The organism is Tateyamaria sp. GN1-10 (assembly GCF_055693845.1).
Genome location: NZ_JBVFUR010000004.1, coordinates 2,393,737 through 2,420,509 on the forward strand (window position 1 = coordinate 2,393,737; position 26,773 = coordinate 2,420,509).

Here is a 26,773-nt window from a genome sequence, read left to right on the forward strand (position 1 = left end):
ACCGGGGCGCTGCCCCGGACCCCGAAGTTTACTTTGCAAGATGAAGCAGGGGATCATCCCCAGGAAAATGGAGAACAAAATGTTCAATGCACTGGTGGTCAACAAGGACGAAGAAAGTGGCAAAACGTCCGCTGCGGTGCAGGAACTGTCGCTGGATGATCTGCCGCAGGCTGAGGTGACCGTAGCGGTTGAGTATTCGACCGTGAACTACAAGGACGGTCTTTGCATTGGTCCGGGTGGCGGATTGGTTCGCAAATACCCCCACGTGCCAGGCATCGACTTTGCCGGGACGGTCGAGGCGTCGGATGATGACCGCTACAAACCCGGCGACAAGGTCGTGCTGACCGGCTGGCGCGTGGGCGAGGCGCATTGGGGCGGCTATTCCCAGAAGGCGCGCGTCAGGGCGGATTGGCTGGTGCCACTGCCGGAAGGCCTTGATACGAGGCAGGCCATGGCCGTGGGTACGGCGGGCTTTACTGCAATGCTGGCGGTGATGGCGCTGGAAGATCATGGTATCAAGCCTGGTCCGGTGCTTGTGACCGGTGCCGCGGGTGGTGTTGGGTCTGTGGCAACGGCCATCCTGGCCAATCTGGGCCACAAGGTTGCTGGTGTGACCGGACGGCCAGAAACCGCAGACTACCTGACATCGCTCGGGGCAACACAGATCGTGGCGCGGGAGGAGATCAACGAAACGGTCAAGCGGCCGCTGGAATCTGAAACCTGGGGTGGCTGCGTGGATGCCGTGGGCGGAGCCATGCTTGCTCGGGTATTGGGGCAGATGGAATATGGCGCTTCGGTTGCTGCTGTTGGTCTCGCGGGGGGTGCAGGTCTGCCCGCGACAGTTGTCCCGTTCCTGCTGCGGGGTGTGAACCTCTTGGGCATCGACAGTGTCATGCAACCTTATGACAACCGCGTCCGCGCTTGGGGTCGCATCGCGAAAGATCTCCCCATGGACAAGCTTGAAGCCATGGTTCAGCCCGCCACTCTGTCCGATCTGACAAAGCTGGGTGCAGACATTTTGCAAGGGCAAGTGAAGGGCCGCGTCGTGGTCGACGTGAACGCCTGATCGGTCTAGACGGGTCTTCGAACAGTTTTCGGAGACCCGCGATGACCGCCTATGACGACCAGAACATCTTTGCCAAGATCCTGAGGGGCGAAATCCCCAATGTCACCGTCTACGAGGACGATGACACCCTTTGCTTCATGGATATCATGCCGCGCACAGACGGACATTGTCTGGTAATCCCCAAAACACCATGCCGCAATGTGCTGGATGCCAGCGACGCACAGTTGGCCTCCGTCATGTCCACGGTCAAGAAGGTGGCAAACGCGGCCAAGACCGCATTTGATGCCGATGGCATCACCGTTCAGCAGTTCAATGAAACGGCGGGCGGCCAAGAGGTGTTTCATTTGCACTTTCATATCCACCCACGTCACGACGGTGTTTCGATGCGTCCACCGGGCAAAATGGGTGATATGGAGGCGATCAAGGCGCATGCAGAGAAGATGCGCGCGGCACTTTAAGCTTGAACCTGCGATGTGGAAGGGGTGCATAACATGCGCCCCTTCGCCGTTCATACCTGCGTTTACTCGGCTGGTTGACCGATGGCACCGTCCTCCTTGGCGCGGCGGCTGTCATTGAACAATGCCTTGATCAGCGACAACACCATCAGGACCATGATGATGGTAAAGGGCAGGGCGCCTATGATCATTGCGTCCTGAAGCGATGCCAGGGGGTCGCCCCCGCGTCCTGAAGCCCCCGCGATGATCAAACCGCCGATCACCCCTGTCATGATCAGACCCCAGATGATCCGGTGCTTGATACCTGTTTCCTGCGCGCCGCCGGACATGATCGTGTTCATCACAAGAATCCCGGAATCCGCCGAAGTGACAAGGAACGTCATAATAAGCACAACGCACATGATGGTGATGGCAGACAGGAAGCCGCCCTCGATCATGTAGCTGAGTGTGACAAACAGTTTGTTGGTGTTTGACGCGCCGATGATCGCGCCTTCGGCCACGCCTTGCAGCTCCAGATCAATGGCGGTGCCGCCAAGGATAGTCATCCAAGCAAAACATACCAATGCGGGTGCGAACACGCAGCCCAAGATAAACTCACGGATCGTGCGACCCTTTGAGATGCGGGCGAGAAACAGGCCCACAAAGGGCGAGAACGCGATCCACCAGGCCCAGTAAAACGTGGTCCAGCCCGATTGCCAGCCAAAGAGCCGTCCCTGGCTGCCTGCATCGTACACCGCATCCTGTGTCTCGGGGGGCAGAGAGGCTGCGGCGCCCTCCAGCCCTTCGGTAAAGCCATCCAGACTGCCCCACGCATTTGTCGCCCCACCGTACAGATCAGCCGCAAGCGGTGCGGCGTCGGCCGGCAGAGTGGCGGCAAAGGCATCTTGCGCCAAAGGACTATACGCTTCGAAGCTGAGCGGGATGAACTGGATGATGTAATCTACCAGCGCTGTTCCATAGGTCGTCATGGCAAACACGAAGCTGCCAAAGATCACGAAAGTCATCAGCAGGATGATCGATAGAACGAGGTTCAGGTTCGACAGGTACTTGATCCCGCGTCCGACGCCCGACACTGCAGACAGGATCGACAGGAACATGATGATGGCAAGCGCTGACAACAGGCCGACGGTGGACGGGGCAGGTGGTGCATCCCCGTCGCTGGCACCCATCAACCAATCCATGCCAGTCACGGCGTAAACACCATCGACGAACTGGCTCACCCCATATCCGATGGTCACAGATACACCAAGGATGGTTGCGACAACGCCCAGCACATCGACAACATGCCCCACGATTCCGTTGGCGACCTTCCCCAGAAGCGGGGTCAAGGCAGACCGGATCGTCAAAGGCATGTCGCGGGTGTAGGCGTAGTAGGCAAGGCTCAAACCCGTCACCACGTAGATAGCCCAGGCATGGAATCCGTAGTGCAGGAACGTGTAGCGATACGCTGACGTCAAGGCTTCGGACGAATTCCCCTCGACGTTCCCCGCGATAACAACGGGGTTGGATCCCCATAGCCCAAGCGGCTCAGCCGTCGCAAAGACCATAAGGCCGACACCAAGTCCGGCGCCAAACATCATCGAGAACCAGGAGAAGTTGGAGAATTCCGGGACCGTATCGACGCCCCCCAGCTTTCGCCTGCCTGTGGGGAGTATGGCGAGGGCAAACAGGAAAAACGCAAATGCACCCACAGAGATGATGTAGAATGCATTGAAGCCCTGCAACAACGCCCAGTTCCAGTTGTCCAGAGTGCCATTGGCACTGACCGGGAAAATGATGGCCCACAAGACAAGCGCGACCATGATCGCTTTGGACTTGAGGGCGATGGGAAGGCTGTAGCCTTCATAGAACCCTGACTCCTGTTTGTTGATATCAAGGTCCGTGAACGGTTCCTTTATCGCCATGAGATTGGCTCCCTGTTTCTGAGTTGGCCTGCCATCTTGTGTGACGTCGGCACCAGTGTGGGCGTCATCGTTTTGTAAGGTCTGAAAACGACACCCTTTGTCCGCGGCTTCGCGCGGTGCGTGCATTAAGGGTGACAGGGTTCAGGGCGAATACTGGTGAAACAGCGACAGTAAATGGGTGTGATTTGACGATTTTGGGCCGTTATCGAGGATGAACGGTACCGTCGGGTCCGACCATGCACAGAGCAATGAAAGCCGCGAATCTCTAAAAATGAGACATATTTTGCGGGCAATACGGCCATTTTCGACGCAAGAAACGGCGCTGTTTTTGAAAATTGAAGGCCGTTTTTTCATATCAGAAACAAAAACGGCGTTCTGGTGTCCAATGCGACCTGTACTGTTCGAATTAACACTTCGTTTATGTCTCTACCCGTGCTTTGCTCTTGTCATAAAAACGACAACAGGAAGGTATCTATGTCTATTCAACCTCCATTGACGGAGCTGCCGATCAAAACCGCTGATAGCGGTTTTTATCGAGGGTTCAGCGTCAACGTTGCGGTGATCAGTAAGATCATCATCAGTATGCTCGTCGTCTGGTGCATTGTCTGGCCAACCGAGGCCGGCACGATTCTGGGCGACTGGAACAGCGTAATTCTGGAAAACTTCGCCGCCTGGTACATCTGGGTCGTGACGTTTTTCGTGCTTGTCTGCCTCGGGCTCGCCCTCTGGCCGACTGCAGGGCGCTTGAACCTAGGCCAACCGGGCGAAAAGCCCGAGTTCAGCAACTTCTCCTGGTTTTCGATGATGTTCGGTGCCGGGATCGGTGTCGGCATGCTGACTTGGGCCGTGGCCGAGCCGGTGGCCCACTTCAAGAACAACCCCTCCGTCATCCAAGGCGCCACCACTGCGCTGGGTGAGGATAACGTGCGCGAGGCCTATGTCTGGTCGTTCCTTCACTGGGGTCTGGGCGCCTGGGCGTGCTACGCTATCGCGGGTCTTGCGCTTGCGTTCTTCAGCTACCGCCGCGGTCTGCCGCTGACGATCCGCTCCTCGCTGACGCCGCTGTTTGGCTCTTCGCTGTCGGGCTTTCTGGGCAACCTCATCGATATCGTGGCGGTTGTTGCAACCATCCTTGGTGTGGCGCAAACGCTTGGTTTTGGCGTTGAACAATTCGTGGCCGGTCTGACCCGGATCGGGATTGGCGGCCTGGTGCTCGACGATGGCTCTGCCACGACACTCGGCATCATCGTGGCGCTGCTGGTCATCATGGGCGCGTCGACCCTGTCGGCACTGTCCGGTGTGGGCAAGGGCATCAAGTGGCTCTCCAACATCAACATGGTTCTGTCGATTGTCCTTCTGGGCTTCTTCATCCTGTTCGGCGCGACCTTCTTTGGTGCAGCGGCCTTCTTCGTTGGGATCTGGGACTACCTGATCGCGCTGCCATGGCTCAGCTTCAACGTCTACGCGTCTGACGGTGTGGACGGATCCGAAGCGTTCCTGCTGGCACAGTGGCAGGGCTGGTGGCCCGTGTTCTACTGGGCCTGGTGGATCGCGTTTGCACCATTCGTGGGTCTGTTCCTGGCGCGCATCTCGCGCGGTCGGACCATCCGCGAGTTTGTGCTGGGTGCTATGATCGTTCCGTCGCTGATGTGCTTTGTCTGGTTCTCATGGGCCGGTGGCACAGCCATTGACCTGGAACTGAACGGCGATGCCAATGGCGTCATTCTGGACGCGGCCAATGGCGACAAGATCTTTGCCATGACCGAGTTCATGTTGGCACCAATTGCACAGGCACTGGCGTGGGGCATGGCGGTTCTGATCGTTGTGTTGCTGATGACGTTCCTCGTGACGTCGGCGGACTCTGCCGTGCTGATCGTGAACACCATCAACGCGGCCGGTGACGAAGGTCCTAAGGCGCGTCCCCACATCCTCTTCTGGGGTTCAGCCCTTGGCCTTGTTGTGGCAGGCCTGCTGATTTCCGGCGGGACCGGGGCCATTCAGACGGCCATGGTGATTGGGGCGTTGCCGTTCTCGATCGTGATGGCGTTGATGTGCATCGCGCTGATCAAGGCGATCTATAACGATGGTCGCCGCGAGGCCGCAGGCGTGCCTGCTGTCCATTCGGAAATTCCGGGTGCGACGGGCAATGGCTTGCCGGCTGAGTAAGACCTGACTTCCCAGTTGTCCTTGATGACAGCTGGGATAGCATCGAAAGGCCCTGATCAATTGGTTGGGGCCTTTTTCTTGTTAAGATAAAGGACCAGCCGATGCCTCTTGATCTTGAGTTTGTGCGCGCGCAATTCCCTGCCTTTGCCGAACCATCGTTGCAGGGACAGGCTTTCTTCGAAAACGCCGGGGGGAGCTACACTTGCAAACAGGTCATTGATCGCCTGTTCCGGTTTTACACGCAGCGCAAGGTGCAGCCCTATGCCGACTACGAGGCATCACGGCTAGGCGGGGAAGAGATGGACGAGGCACGCGTGCGGATGGCTGCCGTTCTTGGTGTGGATACGGATGAGTTGAGTTTTGGACCATCAACCACGCAGAACACCTATGTCCTGGCGCAAGCCTTCGCCCAGATGATGCAGCCGGGTGAAGCGATCGTGGTGACCAATCAAGATCACGAGGCCAATACTGGCCCATGGCGACGTTTGGCGGATCGGGGGATCGAAATCCGTGAATGGCAAATGGATCCCGGCAACGGCCATCTGGATACCGCAGTGCTGGAAGACCTGCTGGACGAAAAGGTCCGGTTGGTCTGCTTTCCCCATTGCTCAAACGTGGTGGGAGAGATCAACCCGGTGACCGAGATCACCGCGCTTGCCCATGCCGCCGGGGCGTTCGTCTGTGTCGACGGCGTCAGTTACGCGCCGCACGGCTTCCCCGATGTTGGCCATCTTGGCCCCGACATCTATCTGTTCTCGGCTTACAAAACCTACGGTCCGCATCAGGGTCTGATGGTCATCCGGCGCGCCTTGGGAGAGCTGCTGCCGAACCAGGGACACTACTTCAACGCTGACAGCCTCTATAAACGGTTTACTCCCGCTGGGCCCGATCATGCTCAAGTGGCAGCATGTGCGGGCATGGCAGATTATGTGGACGCGCTTTACGATCACCATACAAGCGGTGGTGGGACACAAGTGTCCCCGCGGGGACAAGTCGTTCATGACCTCATGCGCACACGAGAAATCGACGCGTTGACCCGGGTCATGGATGCTGTGAAAGACCGCAATGATCTGCGTGTTATAGGTCCCACGGACGCGGCGATCCGTGCACCAACCGTTGCGTTGGACCTGAGACGTGACCCGGTCGCAGTAGCCGCCCGCCTTGCCGATCATGGTATCATGGCCGGAGGTGGGGATTTCTATGCAGTCCGGGCGCTTCACGCCATGGGGGTCGATCCGGATCAGGGTGTTTTGCGGCTGAGTTTCACACACTACACGAATGACGCAGAGATTGATCAGCTTCTGACGGTCCTTGACGCGGTCCTTTGACGTAAAGACAACCTGCGACAACTTGATCCATCGGCGCGCGTGCTACGTAAGCCTCGGTAAGAAAAGGGAACGGGGCGTTGAGCAGCACACCGATCATCATGTGGTTTCGCCGCGATCTGCGGTTGAGCGATCATCCGGCTTTGAAAGCCGCCTGTGACAGCAATCGGCCCGTCATTCCGGTCGTGATCCGTGACGCCAGTGTGGATGATCTGGGCGCTGCGCCAAAGTGGCGTTGGGGATTGGGCGTTGAACATCTTGCCCAGTCTTTGGACGACAAAGGCAGCAGATTGATCTTCCGCTCGGGCGACGCTTTGGACGTTTTGCAAAAGCTGATCGCCGAGACTGGAGCAGGGGCGGTTCATTGGTCGCGCCTTTACGATCCGCAAGCTGTGGAGCGCGATACAGCAATCAAAGCTGCCTTGAAAGATCAGAGCATTGAAGCGCGCAGTTTCGGTGGCCATCTGATGTTCGAGCCATGGACGACGGAGACAAAGACTGGCGGCTTCTACAAGGTCTACACACCGTTCTGGCGATCAGTGAAGGACCGGGAAGTTGATGCGCCGCTGTCTCTGCCGGGGCGCATTCCAGCGCCTGAAAGCTGGCCTGAGAGCGAGGTGTTGGCTGACTGGACCCTTGGTGCCGCGATGAACCGCGGGGCAGGCGTTGTCCGCCCTCATGTGCGGCTTGGCGAAACCGCGGCACAGTCACGGCTTGGCGATTTTATCGAAACCAAAGTCGCCGGTTACGTCGAGGGCCGGGATATTCCAGCCGAGGATCGCACATCGAACCTGTCGGAAAATCTGGCTTTGGGTGAGATCAGCCCGCACCAGTGTTGGCATGCAGGCATGCGTGCGCCTCATGAAGGCAAAGCCGGGGCGGAAGTATTCTTGAAGGAACTGGTATGGCGTGAGTTCGCGTACCACCTGATGCATCACACCCCCCATATTCTGGATCGCAACTGGAAAGAACACTGGGACGGTTTTCCCTGGAACGAAGGCGAAACCGCACAGGTCCTCGCTTGGAAACAGGGGCGAACCGGTATTCAATTTGTCGATGCCGCGATGCGCGAGATGTACGTAACAGGCCGCATGCACAACCGGGGCCGCATGATCGTGGCATCCTATCTATGCAAGCATCTGATGACGCATTGGCGGATCGGTCAGCAATGGTTTGATGACTGCCTGATTGACTGGGATCCGGCAAGCAATGCGATGGGGTGGCAGTGGTCAGCGGGATCAGGCCCCGATGCGACGCCGTATTTCCGCGTGTTCAACCCGGTGACCCAACTGGATAAGTTCGACAAGAACCGCGACTATGTCAGCCGGTGGATTGCCGAAGGCCAGCGCAATCCGGCGCCGGAGGCGCTGTCATATTTCGACGCGATCCCGCGGTCTTGGAATCTGTCGCCAAATGACATCTATCCCGGCCCGATTGTACCAGCGGATGAGGGGCGGAAACGGGCGCTAAGTGCTTATGAAAACCGTAATTTCTGATGACAACCGCGTGCGCATGGTTGCGCGGCTCAATGTGTCAAGCTAACTTGACAAAAACACGAACGGGGAGCGTGTATGATCCTTACTACGACTGACGGCCAAACGGGCTTGCCACGCTATTTCGCCCGTGTTTTCAGCATGGCTCAGGGGATGAACAATGGCCGGGTGGATTTCATCCTGCCGGACGGTCGCCACTTTCGGGCCGAGGGACCAAACCCCGGTCCGGTGGCAGAGGTGCATATCCACAACGATGACCTGTTTGCCCGGCTGATCCGTGAGGGTGACTTGGGTTTTTGCGATGCTTACCTTGACGAGTGGTGGAGCACGCCAGATCTGCAATCCTTTATGGATTGGGTCCATGCGGACAACGACGACATCTATGACGGGTTCCCCGGCATGGGTCTGGTGCGCCGGTTCGAGAAGTTCCGCTTTTGGTTGCAGCGCAACCATCGCGAGCAAGCGCGCAAGAACATCAGCTATCACTATGACCTTGGCAACGAGTTCTATGGCCTTTGGCTGGATGACACGATGACATATTCATCAGCCCTGTTTGAGACGGGGCAGGAAAGCCATGAGGCTGCGCAGATCGCGAAATATGCCAGCATGGTAGACCAGATGGGGGCGCAGCCTGGGGATCATATCCTTGAGATCGGGTGCGGTTGGGGCGGGTTCGCCGAATATGCAGCCAAGGAACGCGGATTGAAGGTCACAGGTCTGACCATCAGTGAAGAGCAGTTTAAGTATGCGCAAGATCGCATTGAAAAAGCAGGACTTTCCGATGTTGTAGATTTCAAGCTGCAGGACTATCGGGATGAGCGTGGCACTTATGACGGCATCGCCTCGATCGAGATGTTCGAGGCGGTTGGAGAGAAGTACTGGCCCATCTACTTTGAGACGGTCAAACAGCGCTTGAAACCCGGTAAGAATGCCACGTTGCAGATCATCACCGTGCAGGACCGCCGTTGGAAGGTTTACAAACGTGGCGTCGACTTTATCCAGAAGTACATTTTCCCGGGTGGTATGCTTCCCAGCCCATCTGTTCTGCGTCAGCAGATCATCAAGGCAGGTCTGGGCGTCGAGACATCCATTGAGTTTGGTCAAAGCTACAACATCTCACTCAGACGCTGGCATGAGGCGTTCAACCAGAGGTGGGACCAGATTGCCGATATGGGATTTGATGACCGATTTCGTAGAATGTGGAATTTTTACCTCACCTCTTGCGCGGCGACCTTTGAAAGTGCCAACTGCGACGTAACGCAGATCACGATCAAACGACCTGGATAGCCATGAAAGACCAAAAATATGCCTGACGCAGCCAAGTTAGTGGCCGCTTTGGGCCTTGGGCTATTGGCCTTTATCGTGTCGGGCATGATCATGCCGTTGTTCGAGGAAGACACGAACTTTGGCTGGTTTACCTACGTGAATATCCTAGTGGGCGCGATCACCGGTTGGATGGTGATTGGCTCGCGCGCGGGGCGTGGGCTTACATCGGCTGTCAATGTCGGGCTTACTGGTCCGATTGTCATGGTCTTCTGGGCACTGTTCGTGCAGTCGTGCAACGAGATGGTGCGTATCGCCATGAAGAACCGGTACGATGGCGCGTTTGAGGCCTTGCTGGCGATTTTTCAGATCGGATCGGAGTGGGCGCTTTTGATGAGTACGGTCCCCATCTGGGCTACTTTGCTAATCGGCGGGGCGATCACGGGTGTTTTAACTGAATATGCGTGGCGCACCTGGCGGTGAGGTAATGAACAACCTGTTTTTCTACGGCACGTTGCAGCACGTGCCGCTGCTTGAGCGCGTTCTGGGACGCAGCGCCGACAGCATCGATTTGGCGCCTGCATCCTTGCGTGACTACGTCGCCTTGTCCGAGCAGGAAGGGCACTACCCCGTTCTGCGCCAACGTGCCAACGCTGAAACAGCAGGTATCATTGTGCGCGGCCTTTCGACCGAGGATTTCGCACGGCTGAACTACTATGAGGGTGGTTTTGATTACGAGTTGCGCGCCGTTACGCTGACCTCTGGCGAGGCCGCGGATGTCTATGTTCCGGGTCAAACGGTTTCATCCACTGACGATGTCTGGGACTTTTCCGCGTGGCAAGAGCGCTGGGGTGCAATGACCGTCTGGGCCGCCGATGAGGTTATGGATGGCTTTGGCAAACTGGATGCCAAAGAGGTGGCCCGCCGGTTTCCGCGTATACGCGCGCGGGCCTGGAGCAAGGTACTGGCGCAATCGGGCCGACACGGGCAGGGAGTTCTGGATGGGCGCGTGGATATCATGTCGCACACGCGGGCCCACACGAATTTCTTTGCCATGGATGAGGTGGCGCTGCGCCATGAGACTTTTGGCGGCGAAATGTCTGACCAGATCGAGCGCGCCGTATTTATCTCGTCCGATGCTGCGATCGTATTGCCTTATGATCCGGTGCGAGATCGGGTTTTGCTGGTGGAACAGATCCGTCTGGGTCCAATCGGTCGGAACGACCCGGTACAATGGCAGATGGAACCTGTTGCCGGATTGATTGATCCTGGCGAAACCGCGGAAGAAGCCGCGCGGAGGGAAGGGGCCGAGGAGGCTGGGCTTGAGTTTCGCCTGCTTGAACCTGCTGGCGAGTGTTATGCCTCGCCCGGTGCAGCGACTGACTTCTTTCATCTGTTTGTCGGGATCTGCGATTTGCCCGATGACAGTGCCGGTATTGGTGGTCAGGAAGACGAAGGCGAAAACATCCGCAGCCACCTGTTGTCTTTTGTAGATCTGCTTGAGATGGCCGATGATCGCCGGGTTGCCAATGCCCCGCTGGCTTTGCTCACCTACTGGTTGGCCCGTCACCGTGCGCGTTTGCGCGCCGCTGTGTGACCCAACGCGGCTTGAGGTCGTCGGATACCACAGCTACACCTTTCGTGAATGACAAAAGGAACTCGCCCATGCGTTACGCGCCTGATCTGGCCTCGGCCATTGGAAACACGCCACTGATCAAGCTGCGCCGCGCCAGCGAAGAGACCGGCTGCACGATTCTGGGCAAGGCCGAGTTCATGAACCCTGGTCAATCGGTAAAGGATCGCGCGGCGCTGTCCATAATTCAGGAAGCCGTGGCCAGCGGCGAACTGCGCCCGGGCGGCACGATTGTCGAAGGGACAGCAGGCAATACCGGCATTGGCCTTGCGCTGGTTGGTGCGTCGATGGGGTTCAAAACCGTCATCGTCATCCCCGAGACGCAGAGCCAGGAAAAAAAGGATATGCTGCGGTTGGCAGGTGCAGAGCTGGTGCAGGTGCCCGCGGCGCCATACCGCAATCCGAACAACTTTGTACGCTACTCCGGTCGTTTGGCCGAGGAGCTGGCAAAGACGGAGCCGAATGGTGCCATCTGGGCCAACCAGTTCGACAATGTTGCTAACCGCAAGGCCCATGTCGACACCACCGGGCCGGAGATCTGGGAACAGACAGATGGCAAGGTTGACGGGTTCATCTGTGCCGTCGGTTCCGGCGGTACGCTGGCAGGGGTGGCCGAGGTCTTGCAGCCGAAGGGCGTCAAAATAGGTTTGGCAGACCCCGATGGCGCGGGCCTGTTCAGCTACTACACCACGGGCGAGATCGCGATGGAGGGCAGTTCGATTGCTGAAGGGATCGGGCAGGTGCGCATCACCAAGAACCTTGAGGGGCTGACGCCTGATTTCAACTACAACGTTTCGGACGCCGAAGCGCTGCCCATTGTCTTTGATCTACTGGAACATGAGGGGCTGTGCCTTGGTGCGTCTTCGGGTGTGAATGTCGCTGGTGCCATTCGTATGGCCAAGGATATGGGGCCGGGCCACACCATCGTGACGATCCTGTGTGACTTTGGCACGCGCTATCAGTCCAAATTGTTCAATCCGGATTTTTTGCGGGAGAAAGAATTGCCGGTGCCACAATGGCTTGAGCAAGGTCCTTCAAGTATTCCCGGCGTTTTTGAGGATGTATGATGGGCCTGACGTGGCTACGCGCTGCGGTTCTGTCTGTTTGTCTGGCGCTGCTGGCAACGCTGGCAGTCGCGCAAGCTGACGGACCAGACTACGACCGGTGGCAAAACACGGCGACCCGGGCGGAACAGGCTGTCGAAGCCGCCCGCGCCTCGGACCAGGCATTTGAAATACTGAGGGCAGAGGTCGCCGGATGGCGGCAGCAGTTTCAAAACCAACTGAGTGCCAATGACAGCCGCTTGCAAACCCTGCGCGATCAGATTGCGGCCCTTGGTCCGGCGCCAGAGGACGGTCAGGACGAGGCAACGGAGATCGCGGATCGCCGCGCTGAACTGAACGCACAGCTGGAACGGCTCAGCACGCCGCGACGGACCGCCGAGGAAGCGTTCAGTCGCGCCAACGGGGTGATCACCGAGATTGATGACATCCTGCGTCAGCGCCAAACCGATGCGCTGCTGAACATGGGACCATGGCCGGTCAATCCAGCCAACTGGCCCGGGGCGATGCGCCATGCGCAGGATACGATGATTGCTGTAGTCGCTGGTGTGCGGCAAGCATGGCACAATCCGTCCCGCCGCTCGAATGCCCGGGATAACCTGCCGCTGATTGCTGTTTTGCTGGTTGTGGGCGTCGTTCTTCTGGCGCGGTCGCGGTATTGGTCAGAGTTGCTGGCCGTACGTATTCAAAGGTCAGATACGCGGTCAGGTGCCCGCGTGGCTGGCTTCATCGTTTCCCTTGGGCAAATCCTTTTCCCAATGCTGGGGCTGGTTGCATTTGTGCGCGCGGTACGCGCTACCCAATTATTTGGCCCGCGCGGTGACCTGCTGCTGGATACTCTGGAAGTTGTTGGGCTGGTCCTTTTCTTTGCCCGCTGGCTCGCCAGCCGGCTGTTTCCCAAGGACGAAGCGCTGCGCGTGTCATTTACGGTCCCGGCGCGTCGTCGGGCCGAGGGGCGCATATATGCCGTCACTCTTGGCATTGTTTTGGCACTTTACATCCTTCTGGCAGAGTTTTCTGACTTCGATCGTTACGATGCGGGTTCGGATGCGGTTCTGAACTTCCCGCTGATCGTTCTGGCCTGTCTGATGCTGACGCGCTTGGGCTGGCTGCTGCGCCGCCGCGTGCGCGACGCGGCGGAAGATGCGGACCAGGAAGTCCCATATGGTGACCGTATCATCGCCAGTGTTGGTCGGTTGGTTATCCTGGTGGGGCTTGTTGCCCCAATTCTGGCAGCACTTGGGTTCGGGGCGGCTGCCAAGTTCCTGACCTATCCCATGATCCTCACGCTTGCGCTGATCGGTATGGTGGTTCTGTTGCAAGGTGTTATCCGCGATACCTATGCCACGTTGCGACCGGGTGATGGCGCCCGAGACAGTCTTGTGCCGACTTTGCTTGGCTTTGTGGTCGTTCTGTTGGCGATCATCCCGCTATCCCTGATCTGGGGCGCACGTGTCACCGATCTGACAGAGGTGTGGGCGACCATTCGATCGGGACTGACCATCGGCGACATGACCATTTCGCCGGGCAGTTTCTTTACACTCCTCATCGTCTTCACGGTCGGGTACCTGATCACGCGCGCCGTACAAAATGCACTCAAGGTGTCAGTCCTGCCCAAAACGCGGATCGACCCAGGCGGTCAGGTCGCGATTGTATCTGGTCTTGGCTATGTCGGCATTTTTCTGGCTGCCCTGTTTGCGATCACTGCAGCCGGTATTGATTTGTCCAGTCTGGCCATCGTCGCCGGGGCCTTGTCCGTTGGTATCGGTTTTGGCCTGCAAACCATCGTGTCGAACTTTGTGTCGGGCATCATCCTTTTGATCGAACGCCCAATATCAGAGGGCGATTGGATCGAAGTGGGTGGGCAGATGGGCTATGTCCGCTCGATCTCTGTCCGGTCCACGCGGATCGAAACCTTTGATCGGACGGATGTCATTGTTCCGAACGCGGATCTTATTTCCGGTACTGTCACGAACTACACGCGCGGCAACACGGTGGGGCGTGTGATCATTCCGGTCGGTGTGGCTTATGGTACTGACACCCGCCGGGTCGAGGCCGTACTGAAAGAGATTGCCGATGCGCATCCCATGGCCCTGGCCAATCCACCCCCGGCTGTCCTGTTCATGGGGTTTGGTACCGACAGCCTTGATTTCGAAATCCGTATCATTCTCCGCGATGTGAACTGGATGTTGGCCGTCAAGAACGAGATTAACCACCAGATCGCTGCCCGGTTCGAAGAAGAGGGGATCGAGATACCCTTTGCCCAGCGGGATGTGTGGCTACGCAATCCCGAGGTGTTGCAGGCCGGTCCCAAAGTAAAAACGCCCCCATCTGCGCCGCCGACCAAAGCGCATCTGGAAGAAAGTGATATGGACCCGGATATGCCGGGCGAAGATGGAGATGGCAGATGACAACGCCCTTGTTCCGCGAAGACGCCTATTTGCGCGATGCCAGCGGTGTCGTGACGGGTCACACGCCCGAGGGCGGGATTATCTTGGATCAGAGCATCTTTTATCCGACGGGCGGTGGGCAACCCGGCGATAGTGGAACGCTCAGCTGGGATAGTGGTGCATTGAGCATTGCGACCGCAATCAAGGGGGACGGTGACAGCATCATTCTTGTCCCGGCCGAGCCACGTGCCTTGCCCGGCCTTGGTGCGACCGTCATGCAAAGCCTCGATTGGGAGCGCCGTTACGCCCATATGCGTGTGCATACGGCGCTTCACTTGCTGTCAGTGGCGCTGCCTTTTGGTGTGACTGGAGGGTCGGTCGGGGCCGGGCGCGGGCGGCTGGATTTTGACATGGCAGACGCGCCGGAGGATCGTGAAGGCCTTCAAGACGTATTGAACAGTCACGTGACCAGCGACATGCGGGTGCGTGCCGAGTGGATCAATGAGGCGGAACTGGATGCCAATCCGAGCATGGTCAAGACGTTGTCGGTGCAACCGCCGCGCGGGGCGGGTGACATCCGCCTGGTTCGCATCGGCGAAGGCGACGCAACGGTCGACCTGCAGCCCTGCGGCGGCACGCACGTTGCGCGGACGGGCGAGATCGGCGCGCTGCGCATCGGCAAGATCGAAAAGAAGGGGCGGATGAACCGCCGTGTTTACCTGCATCTGGACGGCTGAAAAATTTAGTACTTAACCTGCTTGCATCCCCATACCCGAATTGGATAGAGACGGCGGTGGACAGGTGGCCGAGTGGTCGAAGGCGCGCGCCTGGAAAGTGCGTAGGCGGGAGACCGTCTCGAGGGTTCGAATCCCTTCCTGTCCGCCACCCAACCTTTTTCCCGGGTTTCCCCCACGTCGCTCAAATTGGTTTTGATCTTTGTTTCTAGGGACTTTGGCAAAGCTTGCGTTTTCTGGGTTTCTTCCGATTGATGCCGTTTGTACGTATTCAGTGGTAGGGAAATCGAAGGGTCTCAGATCGGGAGAGAACCCGGTAGCGGCTATTCGAGACGCCAAGGTATGCTGCGTGTTGTGTGTGAGTTCTTCCACTGGCTCACTGGGTTGCGTGGGTCTAAGCGCGATCCAGGGCGCAATGAGCGGGTCTATCTCAAACAGCCCTTGAAGGGCGCGCGGATTGCGAGGATCTCAACCCCGCGCCCGATCCCTGTGGTTGACGTTATCCATAAAGCTTTTGACGCCATGCCAGATGGCACCAGTCAGCAAAAGCGACAAGGCGTTGATTGCATTGCTGATGCCAACAGGCGTACGGATTGGGCAGCAACTCCCCTGCGTCTCAAACATCTTGATTTGGACGCCAAGCGCCTCATCCGGTATCCACGCGAAGTACATAATAAGTTTGCTTAACCGCTGAGCACGACGTTCTTTCCGATGGGGGCAAAGTTTGTAGACGCGTTAGCCGCGTCTCTCGCTCGTCTCTAGGACGGCCTTTACTTAGGCGCAGAAGAACCGTTGTTCCCCTCGCTTTGATCTGACGGATCTGTCTCAGTCAGGCAAGCCCAGCGCTTTCTTTCGATCTGTCGCCCATTTCATGATCGTCAGATCGAATGTCAGTGCCATGAGCGACACGCAAATCCCCAGAACAAAGTTCTTACCCAGATCCGTACCTGCCAGAGTGCGTTGCAATTCCTGCCCCAAATCCTGGGTGCCGATAAAGGCCGCGATAATGACCATGAAAAACGCAAACATAATGGCCTGGTTGAACCCCACTGCCATCGTCGGCAATGCCAAAGGCAACTGCACTTTCAGCAGCTTTTGCATGCGTGTGGCACCTGCCATGTCGGCAGCTTCCGTCATCTCCGGTGGCACCGTTCGCAGCCCTTCGATTGTGTAGCGGGTCAGCGGCACCATCGCAAAGATCAGGATGGACATTACAACCGATGTCGCCGTGATGCCGAACAGCATGATGGCCGGGATCAGGTAGATGAAGCTTGGGAATGTCTGCGCCGTATCACAGGCCAGAAGCACCCGGCGTGACCATTTTTCCGAGCGGGCAGCGGCGATGCCCAACGGCACGCCGATCAACAATGCCAGCATGACGGCCGAAATGACGGAATAGAGCGTGATCACCGACCGGTCCCACCACCCCGAAAGCGCGACAAGGCCAAAGAAGATCGCGGCATAGATGGCGGGGCGTTTGCCCCCAAGCGAGAGCGCAAAGGCTACAACCAGCAAGATGAGTGCGGGCGTCGGGATTGAGAGCAGGAAGTCGCGGAACGGATTAAGTATCCAGACATTCAGAACGTAGCGGATTGACTGTGTTGTGTTCTGCACTGGATCGAATGCAAGAAACGCCTTTATCGCCGTATCGATCTCCTTGCCTTGGCTAAAGTTCTGCTTGCGCCCGATTTCGGCAAACACTTGCACGAATTGTGCCGCGATGCAGAAGAACACAAAAACAGCAATGCCCGTCAGCAGGTAGATATGCCGACGCCACCATGGCGTGTCGCGTTCAAAGTGCTCGGGTTGCTTGACGACCCATGCCTTTGACATCCGGTCCAGCATCACCGCCAGCAATACGATCGTCACGCCAATCTCGAACGAGCGTCCCAGCTTGAAACTGCCCATCATCGCCAGCAGCTTGGCACCAAGGCCGGGCATCCCGATAAAGGCGGTCAGCACCACCATCGCCAGGCACAGCATGATGACTTGGTTCACGCCCACCAGGATCTCGGTCCGGGCGGATGGAAGATAGACATGGCGCAGAAGCTGCCACTTGGTGCAGCCACTCATGTTACCCGCTTCGACCACTTCGGACGGCACCTTTTGCAGGCCCAGCGTTGTCATCAGGATCATGGGTGGGATGGCGTAGATTGTCGTCGCCACGGCCCCGGCGGTTGGGCCGACCTTGAAGAATATGACAGCGGGCAGCAGGTAAGTGAAGAAGGGCAGCGTTTGCAGCACCGACAGGATCGGCTTGATGGCCCGGTTCACGGTTGCGTATTTCCACGCAAGGATACCGAGGCCGAGGCCGATAAAGAACGCCAACGGCGCCGCGACCATCAGCACCGACATGGTTTCCATTGCGATTTTCCACTGCCCGATCAGAGCGGTCCAGATAAACGTGCCCGCACCCAGCGTAGCCATGCGCCAGCCGCCCAGATAGTAGCCAATCACGGCAGCCACGCCCGCAACGGCGGTCCACGGGATCGGGCCAAGATTGGGCCATCGTCGCTTTCCGAACATCAGGTTGGCAGTCACGTCCAACAACCACTCCAACCCTTCGGTCAATGTGCGGGTGAGGGCCAAAAGGCCTAAATCGTCCTTCACAAAATTGAAAAACACGTCCAGCCAACTGGCAAAGGGCGGGATCACCGCGTCAGGGATGCGATGAAGCGCTTCCGGCAAAAGCCCGCCATAGCGCAGGATGGTCAAAAGAACGGCCACGATCAGAAATACAGAGACCCATTTGCCCCGCGTCCATTGCGCAACGCCGGAGGTGTCTGATTTCAAATCGCTTGCGATATCGGCCATTAGCTGGCCTCCAACAGGATTTCCAGTGCCGCCGCGCGGTCCATCCCACCAATCACTTGACCGCTTTTGGCGACAGGAATGATGGCGCGGGTATCTTGCACCAACAATCGGGCAAGGTCCTGAACAGATGCCGTTGCGTCCACCGGGTCACCTTCGCCTGTCATCCCCTCTTGGGCCAGGACACCAGCGTGGACGACCCGCGCCTTGTCGATTTCCTCGGTGAACTTGCGCACATATTCTGTGGCGGGGCTCAGCACGATCTGGTCGGGCGTGTCGCATTGCTCGATCGCTCCGTCCTTCATGATGGCGATCCGGTCGGCAAGGCGCAGCGCCTCGTCAAAATCGTGGGTGATGAACACGATGGTTTTGCCCAGCAATCCCTGCAAGCGCAGGAATTCGTCCTGCATCTCGCGTCTGATCAGCGGATCAAGCGCAGAGAATGGCTCGTCCAGAAACCAGATATCCGGTTCGATGGCGAGACTGCGGGCAATGCCCACACGCTGCTGTTGTCCGCCCGAAAGCTCGCGCGGGAAATACTCTTCACGCCCTTCAAGGCCCACCAGCTTGATCACTTCGAGGGCACGTTCGCGGCGTGTGTGTTTATCCTGTCCGCGCATCTCGAGCGGAAAGGCCACGTTTTCCAGCACGGTACGGTGCGGCAGCAGGCCAAAGGATTGGAACACCATGCCCATCTTGCTGCGACGCAGTTCAATCAGTTCTTTTTCGGACAGGGACATCAAGTCCTGCCCTTCGACGGTGATCGTCCCGCCGGTGATGTCGTGCAGACGCGAGAAACAGCGCACCAGTGTCGATTTGCCAGACCCCGACAAGCCCATGATGACCAGCATCTCGCCCCGGTTGACGTCGATCGACACATCCTTGACCCCGGCAATATAGCCATCGGCCTGGATGTCGTCGAAGCTGTGCCCGGCGGGCATGGACTTCAGATATCTCTTGGGATCAGGCCCAAAGATCTTCCACGCGCTTTTGCAGGAAATCACGGTGTCGGCGGTCATTTTTATGCTCTCTCCTCACCGGACTGGGCGCCGGTGTTCAAAACGCCCGCCCGGAGTTTAACCCCGGACGGGCGCAAGGTCTCAACAAAGTCTGACGACCTTACGAGGCCCAGCCCTGCCAGACGTCTGGGTTGGCTTCCAGCCATTCGGCGGCTGCCTCTTCCGGCTCCATCTCTTCAACGTCTACGAGACGCGCCATTTCAGCGATCTGCGGGTTGGTGAAAGAGATCTTGGTCAGCACGTCATAGGCACCTGGCCACTTGTCTTTCATGCCATCCCACGCGGCCTTTTTCAGGTAACCGTCAGCAGGGTTTCCGCAATCATAAAGTGCGTCCTTGTTCGGTCCCACGGCGGGGTCCTTGTCGCAGCCATCGACCCATGTGGGGAACTCGACAAACTCACCGGGCCAGACGGCTTCGGCAAAGTTGGGCGTCCAGTTGAACACCACGACGGGGCGCTTGTCCGCTTCAGCGGCGCCGATCTCGGCCCAGAGGGCGGCAGCGGAGCCTGCGTTCACAACGACAAAGTCCATGCCAAGCGCTTCAACGCGTTCCTGCCCGTGCTTGAGCCAGTCAACCGGCCCATCCAGATACCGGCCCTTGTCGCCAGTCTCGGCCGTTGCAAACAGTGCCGCGCAGTCGTTCAGCGCTTCCCAGCTTGGCAGGCCCGGGCAGGCATCCTTGGTCCACATCGGATACCACCAGTCTTCGCGCGTGACAGCATCGTGATCTCCGGCGTCATGCAGACCGCCCTTTTCCAAAGCCGCACGGAAAGACGCGCCAAATGCACCTTCCCAAACTTCCAGCTCCAGCGTCACATCGCCCAAGCGGACCGATTCATACACGGCCTGGCTGTCAGTGGTGACAAATTCGACGTTATTGCCCATCGACTCAAAGATCTGGCCGACCACGTGGCTCATCACGATCTGTGATGACCAGTTGTGGATGGGGATCACGATCGGATCGCTGCTGTCTTCGGCCAGAAGCGCCATTGGCGCAAACGCCAGAACGCCCGCCGTTAAAGCAGTTGTAAACTTGTTCATTGATAGTCTCCCTAGTGGTGTACCGCTGTGTCGCGGCTTGATCATCACGAATGGCTTCATTGTGCAGGGTCCGAATTCGAATCCGGACATGCGCCATTTCTTGGTGCCAACACTCTTGCATTATTTTCCTATCAAGCAAGTTTTTTTCTTGTTGAGATGATTTTGTGATGTGCGTAAAGGCGGTAAATCTGTGCAGAATGTCCGATTTCAGATGTTGCATGTCGCATCTCAAACTCATTTTTCCTCGAAAACTGACGTAGGAGTAGGGCAGGGGGTCCGATTCCATGCGTTATTCTGGGTTCAAGGTGATAAAAGAGGCGCTGACCGGCCACAAAGGCTGGAAACCGGCATGGCGTGACCCCGAGCCGCAGGCTCACTACGACATCGTCATCATCGGCGGCGGCGGCCATGGGCTGGCCACAGCCCACTACCTTGCATCGGTCTACGGTCAGCAGCGTGTCGCCGTGATCGAAAAGGGCTGGATTGGCGGCGGCAATGTCGGCCGCAACACCACCATTATCCGCTCGAACTACCTGCTCGACGGAAATGAACCGTTCTACGAGTTTTCCCTCAAATTGTGGGAGGGGCTGGAGCAGGATCTGAACTATAACGCCATGGTATCGCAGCGCGGCATCATGAACCTGATCCACTCGGACGCGCAGCGCGATGCGTTCATCCGGCGCGGCAACGCCATGATCCTGAACGGGGCGGACGCCGAATACCTCGACCTCGACCAGATCAAGAAGGAATATCCGTTCCTTAACTTCGACGACGCCCGTTTCCCGATCAAGGGTGGTTTGGCGCAAAGGCGTGGTGGCACCGTACGCCATGATGCGGTCGCTTGGGGCTATGCCCGTGCCGCTGACAGCCGCGGTGTAGACATCATCCAGAATTGTGAGGTCACGGGTTTCCGCATCGAAAATGGCAAATGCTTGGGTGTCGAGACGTCCAAGGGATTCATCGGTGCGGGCCGGGTCGGCTGTGCCGTCGCGGGCAACTCAAGCCGGTTGATGGCCAAGGCGGGCATGCGGTTGCCAATTGAATCCCACGTGCTGCAAGCCTTTGTCTCCGAAGGGCTGAAACCTGTTCTGCCTGGCGTGATCACCTTCGGCGCGGGTCACTTCTATGTCTCCCAATCTGACAAGGGCGGGCTGGTCTTTGGCGGCGATATTGATGGCTACAACTCCTACGCCCAACGCGGCAATCTGCCTGTGGTCGAGGACGTGTGCGAAGGCGGCATGGCCATAATGCCGATGATCGGGCGTGCGCGCCTCTTGAGGATGTGGGGCGGTATCATGGACATGAGCATGGACGGCTCGCCCATCATCGACCGAACCCACATCGACGGGCTCTATTTCAACGGCGGCTGGTGTTACGGCGGGTTCAAAGCGACACCTGCTTCCGGCTATGCCTTTGCGCATCTGCTGGCGCGAGACGAGCCCCACGAGACAGCCACCGCATATCGCTTCGATCGGTTCCGCACCGGTCACATGATTGATGAAAAAGGGATGGGCAATCAGCCCAACCTGCACTGAGGGGCCGCACATGATCATCAACCACCCCCTTCTCGGCCCGCGTGACAGCGCCGAATTTGTCTATCTCGGCGCGGCGGAACTGATGAACCGCCCCGATCCCGAGACGGGCAACGCCGAAGATTGGCACGACTATGCGTACCTCCGCGACAACCCGGCCGGCGTGCACCGCGAGTTGTGGTTTCACGAAGGCGGCGACCGGTCGATCCTGATCGTCACGCGCGACACCACCACGCACGAGATTTCGTCGGTTGAGTTGGCCCGCAAGACGGGGGCACAGGCATGACCCAGAAAAACAGGCTCGCCGGTGGGCAGTTGGACCGCGACACGACGCTCAGCTTCACCTTCGACGGCAAAAGCTACTCCGGCCATCCCGGCGACACGCTCGCCTCGGCGCTGTTGGCAAACAACGTCCGCCTCATGGGACGGTCCTTCAAATACCACCGCCCGCGCGGCCCCCTGACCGCCGGGTCGGAAGAACCCAACGCGATTGTGGAATTGCGCAGTGGCGCACGGCAGGAACCCAACACCCGCGCCACCACGGCAGAACTGTTCGATGGGCTGTCGGCCAAATCTCAGAACCGCTGGCCCAGCCTTGCCTTCGACGCCATGGCGATCAACGACCGGTTCTCGAACTTCCTGACAGCAGGCTTTTACTACAAGACCTTCATGTGGCCCGCCGCGTTTTGGGAAAAGCTGTACGAGCCGATCATCCGCAAGGCAGCAGGTTTGGGGTCATTGTCGATGCAGGCGGACCCCGATGAATATGACAAAAGCTTTCGTCACTGCGATCTGCTGATCATCGGCGCGGGCCCCGCCGGGCTGAACGCGGCCCTGACCGCGGGGCGCACGGGCGCGCATGTGATCCTTGCGGATGAGGATTTTCGTATGGGAGGCCGTCTGAATGCCGAGACGCTCGCCATCTCGGACATGGCAGGCGCCGATTGGGCAGCGCAAACAGTCGCTGAGTTGGCATCTCTTCCCAATGTCCGTTTGATGGCACGCACCACGGTGATCGGCGCATTCGATCACGGTATCTACGGCGCGGTTGAGCGGATCAGCGACCACCTTGCCACAGCACCTAAGGGCAAACCCCGCCAGATCCTCTGGCGCATCTATGCCAAGCAAACCATACTCTGTGCCGGGGCAACGGAACGGCCCATCGCCTTTGACAACAACGACCGCCCGGGTATCATGCTGGCCGCATCCCTGCGTGCCTATGCCAACCGCTGGGCAGCGACTCCGGCCCAGCGTGTCGCTATTTTCACGAACAACGATGATGGGCACCGCACCGCGCAAGACCTGCACGCCAAGGGCGTCAAGATTGCGGGTGTGATCGATACCCGCCCCGACGCGCCGCGCGCCCTGGATTATGAAGTGATGCAAGGGGCGCATGTGACCGACACCATGGGTCGTCTGGGCCTCACCTTTGTCGAGGTCGCGTGCGCCGACGGCAGCACCCGTACAATCGAATGCGGCGCCTTGGGCGTGTCCGGCGGCTGGAACCCCAACGTGCACCTGACCTGCCACCAACGTGGACGCCCCACTTGGGACGACGACCTTGCCGCTTTCGTTCCCGGCGGCACATTGCCGCCCGGCATGGTGGTTGCAGGGGCCGCGCAGGGCATCTTTTCAACACACGGCGCTCTGAAATCCGGGGCGGACGCCGCCCGCAAAGCGGTTGGCCTCAAGGGCCGCGCCCCCGCTGTGCCGGACGCCGAAGATAGCCCCGTCATCCAGACCCCGTTCTGGTATGTCGAAGGCTGCTCTCGCGCATGGCTGGACCAGCAGAACGACGTGACCGTCAAGGACGTCAAGCTGAGCCACCAGGAGGGCTTCCGTTCGGTCGAGCACCTCAAGCGCTACACAACGCTGGGCATGGCCACCGATCAGGGCAAGACGTCCAACATGGGCGGGCTCGCCATCATGGCCGAGCTGGCCGGCAAGGCCATCCCCGAGGTTGGCACAACGATCTTCCGCCCACCCTATACACCCACAGCTATCGGCACGCTGGCGGGCCGGATGCGCGGCAAGGAGTTTCACCCGACCCGTCTGACGCCTTCGCATTACTGGGCCGAGGAACGCGGGGCGGTCTTTGTCGAGGTCGGCAACTGGCTGCGCGCGCAGTGGTTCCCGCGGCCGGGCGAGACGCACTGGCGGCAATCGGTGGACCGCGAGGTCACGGCCACTCGCGCCTCGGTCGGGGTGTGCGACTGCACCACGTTGGGCAAGATTGATGTGCAGGGCACCGACGCCGCCACCTTCCTGAATAAGGTCTATTGCAACGGCTTTGCCAAACTGGCGGTGGGCAAAACACGCTACGGCCTCATGTTGCGCGAGGACGGTATCGCCATGGACGACGGCACGGCGGCGCGGCTGGCCGAGGATCAATTCGTGGTCACGACCACGACCGCCAACGCGGCCAAGGTGTATCAACATATGGAATTCGTGCGCCAATGCCTGATGCCTGATGCGGACGTGCAACTGATCTCAACCACCGAGGCGTGGGCGCAATACGCGGTCGCAGGCCCCAATTCGCGCCGCCTGCTGCAACGGATCGTGGACCCAGACCACGACATTTCTAACGAAGGATTCCCTTTCATGGCCTGTGGCAACATCACAGTCTGCGGCGGCCTGCGGGCTCGGCTTTTCCGGATTTCGTTCTCAGGCGAACTGGCTTTTGAGATCGCAGTCCCAGCCCGCTACGGCGATGCGCTCATGCGCAAACTGATGGCCGAGGGCGAGGAGTTCGACGTCACGCCTTACGGCACCGAAGCGCTGGGGGTCATGCGCATCGAAAAGGGGCACGCGGCGGGCAATGAGCTTAACGGCACAACCACTGCGCTGAACCTCGGCATGGGCCGCCTGGTGTCCAAGGCCAAGGACAGCATTGGGTCGAAACTGTCGGAACGGCCCGGTCTGAACGAAGCCAACGCATTGATGCAGGTCGGTCTGCGTCCGGTCAAAGCCGACGACAAGGTGACAGCGGGCGGCCACTTGATGAACGCAACAGGACCCGTCGATGCGGCCCATGACCAGGGCTATGTGACCTCTGCGGCATTCTCGCCAACGCTAGGTTGCATGATCGGCCTGGGCTTTCTCAAGGATGGCGGTAACCGCACCGGCGAAACAGTGCGCCTCGTCTCGCCCGTGACAGATCTAACTGTCGAGGTCGAAGTGGTCTCCGCCCATTTTGTCGACCCGGAAGGAGAACGCGTTCGTGCATGATCTGACCCCAATCACCGCACTCGGCGGCACGACGCCACGCGTGGACACTGTCGGCGACGTGACCCTCACCGAAGTCCCAAACGTCGCGCTTGCCTCTGTCGCCGCGCGGTTCGGACAGGAAAGCGCGTGTGCAAAAAAACTCAAGAGCCTGTTGGGTGCTACGGTGCCGGAACCCGGTCGCGCAGCCATTGGCAGGGACTATGTGGCTCTATGGGCGGGGCCGGATCAGTGGATGCTCAGCGCCGACTTCGACACGCATGAAGACATCGCAGCCCAGGTCAAATCCCATTTTTCTGACACGGCATCCGTCACCGAACAGACAGACGCATGGACCTGCTTTGACCTGACGGGTCCGCGCGTCAATGCTGTGCTTGAACTCATGTGCAACATTGACCTGACCGGCTTTGACACTGGCCACGCCACGCGCACTGGTATCCACCATTTGGGCTGTTTTGTGATCCGTACCGACGCGCGCCAATCGGTCCGCATCATCGGCCCTCGCGCCTCTGCCGGGTCGTTGCATCGCGCGATCACAACGGCAATGGTCGCTGCACTTTAGGCCGGTGGCAGCGGCACATTGCCCTGCACACGGAACGAGTTGATCTGCTTGCGATCCTCTTGCGGACTGACACCAAACGCAACGCGGTAGTGGGCTATCAGCGGCGTGGCAGAGGTGTAGCCAACAGCCTGCGCGATGCTTTGCATATTCTGTTTGGAATACAGCACAAGCTGACGCGCGGCCTTCATCCGCATGCCACGATAATAATGCGTCGGGCTCTGCCCCGTCGCCCGTTTGAAAGCGCGTTCCACCTGGCGCGGGGTCACATCCACGGCCCGCGCGACCTCAGCGACAGAAATCGGATGCTCGATATGTTCGGCAAACAACGCGACCGCGTCTGCGACAAGGTTTGGCAAATCAGGCGCCGCGCTTGAGCGCATCGGAATGCGTTGCTGCACCCCTTCGCCCCGCATGGTGGCGTGCTGAAACCAGCAGGCCACCTCATACGCGACGTCTGCCCCCAACCGATCCTCGATCAACCGCAAAGCCAGATCAAAGGCAGATGCCGCACCCGACACCGTGTACCGGCGTCCATTCATGCTGATGACATCATCCGTCATCTCGATGTCGGGAAACGCGCTGCGAAACGCCGCCTCATAGCACCAATGGACCGAACACCGATAACCGGTCATGACGCCCGCGCGGACCAACGGGAACACGCCGCCGCTGATCGCTCCTAAAACCACGCCATGCCGATCCAACCTGCGCAACGTCGCATTGCCCGATTTCGGCGCCTCAAAAATGCTGTTCGGCGCGCCCAGAACAAACAGGATGTCTAAATCCGATACATCGGCCAGCTTTGCCTCCGGCTCAAAGACGACGCGCGCGCTGGATGTGGTTGGCGCCCCGGTTTCGGAAATGACATGCCAGTCAAAAACAGCGGCGCCCACAATCTCGTTCGCAGCGCGCAGAGGCTCGATGATGGATGTCAGACATGCCATCGGAAAACCCGGAAAGATCAGAAAACCGATCTGCATTATTTCACTGTCATTCAACTTTTGTGTTCTCTCGGGAAAAAATCGGCTTATGATACTCAACTATAGGCGCAAAATGGAATTGTTTAGTGGCACTGGGCTGCCTAGAAAGCGGACG

At 58.7% G+C, this 26,773-nt stretch carries 20 protein-coding genes and 1 tRNA gene; 16 read left to right on the forward strand and 5 right to left on the reverse strand.

The annotated features are described in order from the left end of the window. The first annotated feature begins 79 nt into the window (after nucleotides 1–79). Together acuI and ACZ1HN_RS13775 are read left to right on the forward strand one after the other, a co-directional pair. Nucleotides 80–1,066: an acryloyl-CoA reductase gene (acuI, locus tag ACZ1HN_RS13770; RefSeq protein ID WP_472729327.1), complete on the forward strand. Its 987-nt coding sequence runs from the start codon at nucleotides 80–82 to the stop codon at nucleotides 1,064–1,066. Between the two features lie 41 nt (nucleotides 1,067–1,107). Next, a complete protein-coding gene (locus tag ACZ1HN_RS13775; RefSeq protein WP_299196291.1) occupies nucleotides 1,108–1,524 on the forward strand; it encodes an HIT family protein in 417 nt (138 codons plus the stop codon). A gap of 62 nt (nucleotides 1,525–1,586) precedes the next feature. Here ACZ1HN_RS13775 and ACZ1HN_RS13780 read toward each other — a convergent pair whose 3' ends face one another. Then, nucleotides 1,587–3,425, reverse strand: coding sequence for a BCCT family transporter (locus tag ACZ1HN_RS13780; protein WP_472727908.1), 1,839 nt, complete (start codon nucleotides 3,423–3,425; stop codon nucleotides 1,587–1,589). Between the two features lie 474 nt (nucleotides 3,426–3,899). Between ACZ1HN_RS13780 and ACZ1HN_RS13785 the strand changes: the two genes are divergently transcribed. From ACZ1HN_RS13785 to ACZ1HN_RS13830, 10 genes are all read left to right on the forward strand, one after another. Beyond that, a complete protein-coding gene (locus tag ACZ1HN_RS13785; protein WP_299196295.1) occupies nucleotides 3,900–5,591 on the forward strand; it encodes a BCCT family transporter in 1,692 nt (563 codons plus the stop codon). A gap of 101 nt (nucleotides 5,592–5,692) precedes the next feature. Beyond that, on the forward strand, nucleotides 5,693–6,919 hold the full coding sequence (locus tag ACZ1HN_RS13790) for an aminotransferase class V-fold PLP-dependent enzyme (protein ID WP_472727909.1): 1,227 nt from the start codon (nucleotides 5,693–5,695) through the stop codon (nucleotides 6,917–6,919). 77 nt (nucleotides 6,920–6,996) lie between these two features. Then, nucleotides 6,997–8,412 carry a cryptochrome/photolyase family protein gene (locus ACZ1HN_RS13795; RefSeq protein ID WP_472727910.1) on the forward strand — a complete coding sequence of 472 codons (1,416 nt, stop codon included), beginning with the start codon at nucleotides 6,997–6,999 and terminating at the stop codon, nucleotides 8,410–8,412. A gap of 75 nt (nucleotides 8,413–8,487) precedes the next feature. Continuing rightward, nucleotides 8,488–9,696, forward strand: a complete 1,209-nt coding sequence (locus ACZ1HN_RS13800) for a class I SAM-dependent methyltransferase (protein ID WP_472727911.1) — start codon at nucleotides 8,488–8,490, stop codon at nucleotides 9,694–9,696. A gap of 18 nt (nucleotides 9,697–9,714) precedes the next feature. After that, nucleotides 9,715–10,155: a TrgA family protein gene (locus tag ACZ1HN_RS13805; protein WP_299196304.1), complete on the forward strand. Its 441-nt coding sequence runs from the start codon at nucleotides 9,715–9,717 to the stop codon at nucleotides 10,153–10,155. 4 nt (nucleotides 10,156–10,159) lie between these two features. Next, nucleotides 10,160–11,269 (forward strand): NUDIX domain-containing protein, encoded by a 1,110-nt coding sequence (locus ACZ1HN_RS13810; RefSeq protein ID WP_472727912.1) that lies wholly within the window; start codon nucleotides 10,160–10,162, stop codon nucleotides 11,267–11,269. Nucleotides 11,270–11,337: 68 nt separating this feature from the next. Then, a complete protein-coding gene (locus tag ACZ1HN_RS13815) occupies nucleotides 11,338–12,372 on the forward strand; it encodes a cysteine synthase A (RefSeq protein ID WP_299605569.1) in 1,035 nt (344 codons plus the stop codon). After that, on the forward strand, nucleotides 12,369–14,777 hold the full coding sequence (locus ACZ1HN_RS13820) for a DUF3772 domain-containing protein (protein WP_472727913.1): 2,409 nt from the start codon (nucleotides 12,369–12,371) through the stop codon (nucleotides 14,775–14,777). Before ACZ1HN_RS13815 ends, ACZ1HN_RS13820 begins: the two co-directional genes overlap by 4 nt. Continuing rightward, the gene (locus tag ACZ1HN_RS13825; protein ID WP_472727914.1) at nucleotides 14,774–15,493 is read left to right on the forward strand and encodes an alanyl-tRNA editing protein; all 720 of its coding nucleotides are present in this window, start codon (nucleotides 14,774–14,776) and stop codon (nucleotides 15,491–15,493) included. The genes ACZ1HN_RS13820 and ACZ1HN_RS13825 overlap by 4 nt, the downstream gene beginning before the upstream one ends. 58 nt (nucleotides 15,494–15,551) lie before the next feature. Next, nucleotides 15,552–15,641 (forward strand) — tRNA-Ser (locus ACZ1HN_RS13830). A gap of 674 nt (nucleotides 15,642–16,315) precedes the next feature. On the opposite strand, the gene ACZ1HN_RS13835 is transcribed toward ACZ1HN_RS13830, so the two are convergent. From ACZ1HN_RS13835 to ACZ1HN_RS13845, 3 genes are all read right to left on the reverse strand, one after another. Then, nucleotides 16,316–18,304, reverse strand: a complete 1,989-nt coding sequence (locus tag ACZ1HN_RS13835; protein WP_472727915.1) for an ABC transporter permease — start codon at nucleotides 18,302–18,304, stop codon at nucleotides 16,316–16,318. Then, nucleotides 18,304–19,320, reverse strand: coding sequence for a quaternary amine ABC transporter ATP-binding protein (locus ACZ1HN_RS13840; RefSeq protein ID WP_299196318.1), 1,017 nt, complete (start codon nucleotides 19,318–19,320; stop codon nucleotides 18,304–18,306). Before ACZ1HN_RS13840 ends, ACZ1HN_RS13835 begins: the two co-directional genes overlap by 1 nt. A gap of 100 nt (nucleotides 19,321–19,420) precedes the next feature. After that, entirely contained in the window at nucleotides 19,421–20,362 is a 942-nt protein-coding gene (locus ACZ1HN_RS13845) for an ABC transporter substrate-binding protein (RefSeq protein ID WP_299774731.1), read from the reverse strand. 284 nt (nucleotides 20,363–20,646) lie between these two features. On the opposite strand from ACZ1HN_RS13845, the gene ACZ1HN_RS13850 reads away from it, so the two are divergent. From ACZ1HN_RS13850 to ACZ1HN_RS13865, 4 genes are read left to right on the forward strand one after another with little or no spacing between them, the layout of a single operon-like run. Beyond that, a complete protein-coding gene (locus tag ACZ1HN_RS13850) occupies nucleotides 20,647–21,897 on the forward strand; it encodes a sarcosine oxidase subunit beta family protein (RefSeq protein ID WP_472727916.1) in 1,251 nt (416 codons plus the stop codon). A gap of 10 nt (nucleotides 21,898–21,907) precedes the next feature. Further along, nucleotides 21,908–22,180: a sarcosine oxidase subunit delta gene (locus ACZ1HN_RS13855; protein ID WP_472727917.1), complete on the forward strand. Its 273-nt coding sequence runs from the start codon at nucleotides 21,908–21,910 to the stop codon at nucleotides 22,178–22,180. Further along, nucleotides 22,177–25,122, forward strand: a complete 2,946-nt coding sequence (locus ACZ1HN_RS13860; RefSeq protein ID WP_472727918.1) for a sarcosine oxidase subunit alpha family protein — start codon at nucleotides 22,177–22,179, stop codon at nucleotides 25,120–25,122. The genes ACZ1HN_RS13855 and ACZ1HN_RS13860 overlap by 4 nt, the downstream gene beginning before the upstream one ends. After that, on the forward strand, nucleotides 25,115–25,681 hold the full coding sequence (locus ACZ1HN_RS13865) for a sarcosine oxidase subunit gamma (RefSeq protein WP_472727919.1): 567 nt from the start codon (nucleotides 25,115–25,117) through the stop codon (nucleotides 25,679–25,681). Before ACZ1HN_RS13860 ends, ACZ1HN_RS13865 begins: the two co-directional genes overlap by 8 nt. Here the strand turns inward: ACZ1HN_RS13865 and ACZ1HN_RS13870 are convergent. Beyond that, on the reverse strand, nucleotides 25,678–26,658 hold the full coding sequence (locus ACZ1HN_RS13870) for a GlxA family transcriptional regulator (RefSeq protein WP_472727920.1): 981 nt from the start codon (nucleotides 26,656–26,658) through the stop codon (nucleotides 25,678–25,680). The genes ACZ1HN_RS13865 and ACZ1HN_RS13870 overlap by 4 nt on opposite strands. Nucleotides 26,659–26,773 lie beyond the last annotated feature (115 nt).